6 protein-coding genes are annotated in these 3,973 nt (G+C 70.0%); 4 read left to right on the top strand and 2 right to left on the bottom strand.

Annotation, left to right across the window (positions count from 1 at the left end; genetic code table 11):
* The 4 genes from ACTIGN_RS16860 to ACTIGN_RS16875 all read left to right on the top strand — a co-directional run.
* On the top strand, positions 1–357 hold a 357-nt coding region (locus ACTIGN_RS16860; protein WP_439625887.1), incomplete at its 5' end, for a phosphatase PAP2 family protein.
* 129 nt (positions 358–486) lie between these two features.
* A complete protein-coding gene (locus ACTIGN_RS16865; RefSeq protein WP_439625889.1) occupies positions 487–663 on the top strand; it encodes a hypothetical protein in 177 nt (58 codons plus the stop codon).
* 351 nt (positions 664–1,014) lie between these two features.
* Positions 1,015–1,938: a DUF1559 domain-containing protein gene (locus ACTIGN_RS16870; RefSeq protein WP_439625891.1), complete on the top strand. Its 924-nt coding sequence runs from the start codon at positions 1,015–1,017 to the stop codon at positions 1,936–1,938.
* A gap of 17 nt (positions 1,939–1,955) precedes the next feature.
* Positions 1,956–2,351 (top strand): hypothetical protein, encoded by a 396-nt coding sequence (locus ACTIGN_RS16875; protein ID WP_439625893.1) that lies wholly within the window; start codon positions 1,956–1,958, stop codon positions 2,349–2,351.
* A gap of 438 nt (positions 2,352–2,789) precedes the next feature.
* On the opposite strand, the gene ACTIGN_RS16880 is transcribed toward ACTIGN_RS16875, so the two are convergent.
* Both ACTIGN_RS16880 and ACTIGN_RS16885 read right to left on the bottom strand, forming a co-directional pair.
* Positions 2,790–3,236, bottom strand: coding sequence for an SLOG family protein (locus tag ACTIGN_RS16880; RefSeq protein ID WP_439625895.1), 447 nt, complete (start codon positions 3,234–3,236; stop codon positions 2,790–2,792).
* Between the two features lie 541 nt (positions 3,237–3,777).
* The coding region (locus tag ACTIGN_RS16885; RefSeq protein WP_439625897.1) for a hypothetical protein at positions 3,778–3,973 on the bottom strand (196 nt) is incomplete at its 5' end.

Here is a 3,973-nt window from a genome sequence, read left to right on the forward strand (position 1 = left end):
GAATTGGTCGGGGCGCTGGACCTGACCGGGGCGGCGGTGACGACCGACGCGGCCGTCGCGTCGCACAGCTTCCCGAGCGGGCACGCGCTGGTGTCGGCCGTCGTGTACCTGACCCTCGGGGCGCTCCTGGCCCGGCTCGTCGGGGATCGGTGGGCCAGGGGGTACTTCGTCGGCGTGGCCGTCCTCCTGACCGCCCTGATCGGGGCCAGTCGCGTGTACCTGGGGGTCCACTACCCGACGGACGTGGCCGCGGGGTGGGCGGCGGGCACGGCCTGGGCGGCGGCGTGCTGGTTCGTGGCCAGGCACCTCCAGCGCCGCGGACTGGTCGAGCCGCCGGGTACGGGCACGCTCCCGTGACCACCCCGAGGACCGCTCCGTGTTCCTGGCGCTCGCGCTGGCCGTCCTCGCCGCCGACCCTCGGACCTCGACCTCGGGGACGTCTCGCTGGAGCGCACCCGTTCCCTCGACGGGCGGACCGTCACCGCGGTGCTGCCGGCTCAGAAGCCGCCGTACACGCTGCTCGGCCGGCGGCTCGAGGCGCGCGAGGGCGAGCGGCTGGTGCGGGGCACGCTGCGGCTCCGGCAACACGGACCGGACAGGGTGAACGCCACGGCCGTCCCCGCGTGGTGGGAGATCCGGGTCGAGGAAGAGCGTGGCCGCTGACTGGGCCTCACAGTGGGGCGACGGGAGAGCGGACCACGACCGACCTGGTGCGCGGGGGCCGGCCGCGGTGCCGGGACCTGCGCCGCGGGGCCGACGTGGGACGGGGTGTGCGAGCGGTGCGGGAAGGGGTTCACCGGCGCCCGGCACCACCTGTTCTGTGGCCGCCCCAGGTGTGCCGCCCGGCCGGCCGGAGTTCGCTGACCGGGGCTCACGCGGCGGCCAGGCCGCCGAGGTTCGTTACATTTTTTCCGTGAAACATGGCGCGCGGCGCCAATAATTCAGTGCTGTTATTCGGCACCCTGGACCAGTCGTCGGGGTGCTGCGCCATCCTTCCCCACAGAGGCCACTCCCATGCTCCGTCGCGACCCCAAACGGTCCGGGTTCACGTTGATCGAGCTCCTCGTCGTCATCGCCATCATCGCCATCCTCATCGGGCTGCTCCTGCCGGCCGTGCAGAAGGTCCGCGAGGCCGCCGCACGCATGTCGTGCAGCAACAAGATGAAGCAGGTCGCGCTCGCCCTGCACAACCACCACGACACCTACGCCGCGTTCCCGCCGGGCCAGCCGCTCGGGTTCTACGGGACGGGCTGGCCGCACGGCGGCAGCGACTACGACCGCACCTGCTGGGTGCACTTCATCCTCCCGTACATCGAGCAGGGGGCCCTCTACCAGACCTTCAACACCTTCCTCAAGGCGCCCACCACGCACACCCTCGGCGTCGCCGAGGCGAAGGTCGTGATCCCGACGCTGGTCTGCCCGAGCGACCCGGGCGGCGGCAAGGTGTCCGCGCTGGGCCAGGGGTCGCACACGAACTACGTCACCTGCCACGGCAGCGCCTCGGCCGTCGCCGACGGGACCGGCGGGTTCAGCAACAACGGCATGTTCTACGGCAAGTCGAAGGTCAGGATCACCGACGTCACCGACGGGACGACGAACACCGTCATGGTGAGCGAGATCCTCCTCGTGCAGGACACCGGCACCCACGACATCCGCGGCCGCATCTGGAACTCGGTCCACGCCGGCACCGAGTTCTCGACCGCGAACCCGCCGAACACGACGGTCGGCGACAACCCCCAGGGGTTCTGCGTCGCCGCCCCGAAGGCGCCGTGCGGCGGGTCCCTGGCATCGGCCGTCTTCGCCCGGAGCATGCACACGGGAGGGGTCAACGCGAGCATGGCCGACGGCAGCGTCCGGTTCGTCCGCGACGCGATCACGCAGTCGACCTGGCGGGACATGGGCACCCGGGCGCTCAACGAAGTCACCCCCAACGAGTAACCCCCAGGAGCGTGATGATGTACCAGCGGTTCTCGGCCGCCCTGGCGCTCGGGGCGGCTCTCCTGGTCGGGTCCGGTTGCAGCGGGGAGAAGGGCGGGGAGGTCAGCGGCAAGGTGACCTACAACGACGCGCCGGTGGAGGAGGGGGAGATCGTGTTCGAGGCGATCGACGGGAACGGATCGCCGGCCGCGGGCGCGATCACCAGCGGCTACTACACCGTCGCCACCACGCCCGGTCCGAAGCGGGTCCGGATCAGCGCCTTGAAGGCGAGCGGGAAGGTCGATCCGGTCATGGGTACCGCCCCGAAGGAGCCGATGATCCCGAAGGAGTACAACTCGGAGAGCAAGTTGACCGCCGAGGTCAAGTCCGGGAAGCACCAAGGGGTCAACTTCGATCTCAAGGGGAAGTCCTGAGTCGGCCAGGACACTCCACGCCCCCCCGGTCTGTCTCGTCCGCCCCGCGCACACGAGTGGTGCGCGGGGCGGACCGGTTGGTAGGAACCCCCATCGTCCGATCGTGCGACCGCGGCCATCACGACCACGGCGGCCTCGCTGAGTCGGGCACGTCTCGTACACGACCGCCGGAGTGGGTCGTGTACGAGACGTGCCCGACTGCCGGTTGTCGCGCCCGCCGCAGCCGCCGGCAGAGCGCGTCCACCGTCCGCCCGGGCTCGACCTCGACTCCCGCCATCGGGCCAGGACGCCCGGGAACAAGTCCCTGATCCGCCCGCCGGGGAACCCGCGGTACGGTTCGTCGAGCGCCACCCGGTCGCCGATCACCAGGCGCTGCCCGTCGGCGTCGGCCAGCTTCTCGAACCGGCGGCACACGCCGCAGTCGCGGTCCGAATCGCGTCAGTCCGGCAGGCCGACCCCCGCGGGCGGAGGTGCCTTCAGGACCGGCTCCGGCTTCCCCTCGTCGTCCCCGGCCCGCTTCGCCCTCGCCTCTCGAATCTCCACCCGCACCACCCGGAGGTTCCTCACCTCGGCCGCGTCGAGCAGCCGCCGGCAGTCAGCCGGCTCGCCGACGAGGACCGCGGCGTCGGCCATCCCCGCCAGCTTCGTGGCCCGAAACTCCTCGGCTTCCGTGTCGCTGCGGCGGGTCGAGTCGATGGGGACGGTGGTCAGCGCCAGCCCCCGCTCGGCCGCGTAGCAACTCGCCAGGGCTGGCACGCCGGGGCCGCCGGTGGTGAGGATCACGAGGTCCGGTAGGCGGTTGGCGGGGAGGCGGTCGAGGGCGGCCCGGAACCGGCCGTACTCGACGCGATGGGGGCCGCTGATGATGAGGAGCCGGAACGCCATGCTCGGAGAGCATCGCGCAGAACCGCCCGGGCGGCGATGTCGGTTGGGGGGGTCTGAGACGATTCGTGTTGGCGGTGGGCTCGCCCAGTTGATCAAATATGTGCGTCCACCGTTCGGATCGATCGCCAGCGAAGCGGAGAGAAGGTGGGAGTTCGTTGCCCAATGTGTACGGCCGAGGTACCGCTCTCACCCGACCGGCCCGGAACACGGGCGGCGTGCCCGTCGTGCGGGGCGAGCGTGGAGATCACGGAGGGAGAAGCGGACCGAGACGAGCCGTTGCCGGAGGAGTACGACGACAGCGACAGTGGGGTATTCATCCTGCCCCGTCGCCTGAAGAAATCCTCAGCCGCTCGCCCGGTGGCAATCCTTATGGGCGGGTCGGTGGTCGGGTTCTTGCTCGTTCTGCTCGCCATCAAGTTCGCAAACCAGATCGTGGGGTTCTGCTGTACGGTGCTGGTCGTTGTTGCTGCCCTGGGGGCCATCATTACGGCGGCAGTCAGCCCTTCCAATGGCGACGCCGGTCGCGGGACGTTGAGGCCACTCAACCAATGCGCGTCGTGCAGTCGCACTTGGCACCCGCGTGGGAGCGACTACTCGCCACGTTGTCCTCGGTGTGGGATACGGCGATAAATACCTCCCAGCAGATGTCGAAGTGAGTCTCATTTTCTAGGCGTTTCTTAATCAGTAGTTTCCAGGATTTTGGGAGGTAGTTGACGCCCTCCGGGGTGATCCTGACG

This window comes from Gemmata sp. (genome assembly GCF_051859125.1).
Lineage (GTDB): Bacteria > Planctomycetota > Planctomycetia > Gemmatales > Gemmataceae > Gemmata.

Excerpts from the sequence above, each read along its gene's own strand:
- ACTIGN_RS16870 (WP_439625891.1), top strand. The coding sequence starts at position 1,015 with ATGCTCCGTCGCGACCCCAAACGGTCCGGGTTCACGTTGATCGAGCTC.
- ACTIGN_RS16875 (WP_439625893.1), top strand. The coding sequence starts at position 1,956 with ATGTACCAGCGGTTCTCGGCCGCCCTGGCGCTCGGGGCGGCTCTCCTG.
- ACTIGN_RS16880 (WP_439625895.1), bottom strand. The coding sequence starts at position 3,236 with ATGGCGTTCCGGCTCCTCATCATCAGCGGCCCCCATCGCGTCGAGTAC.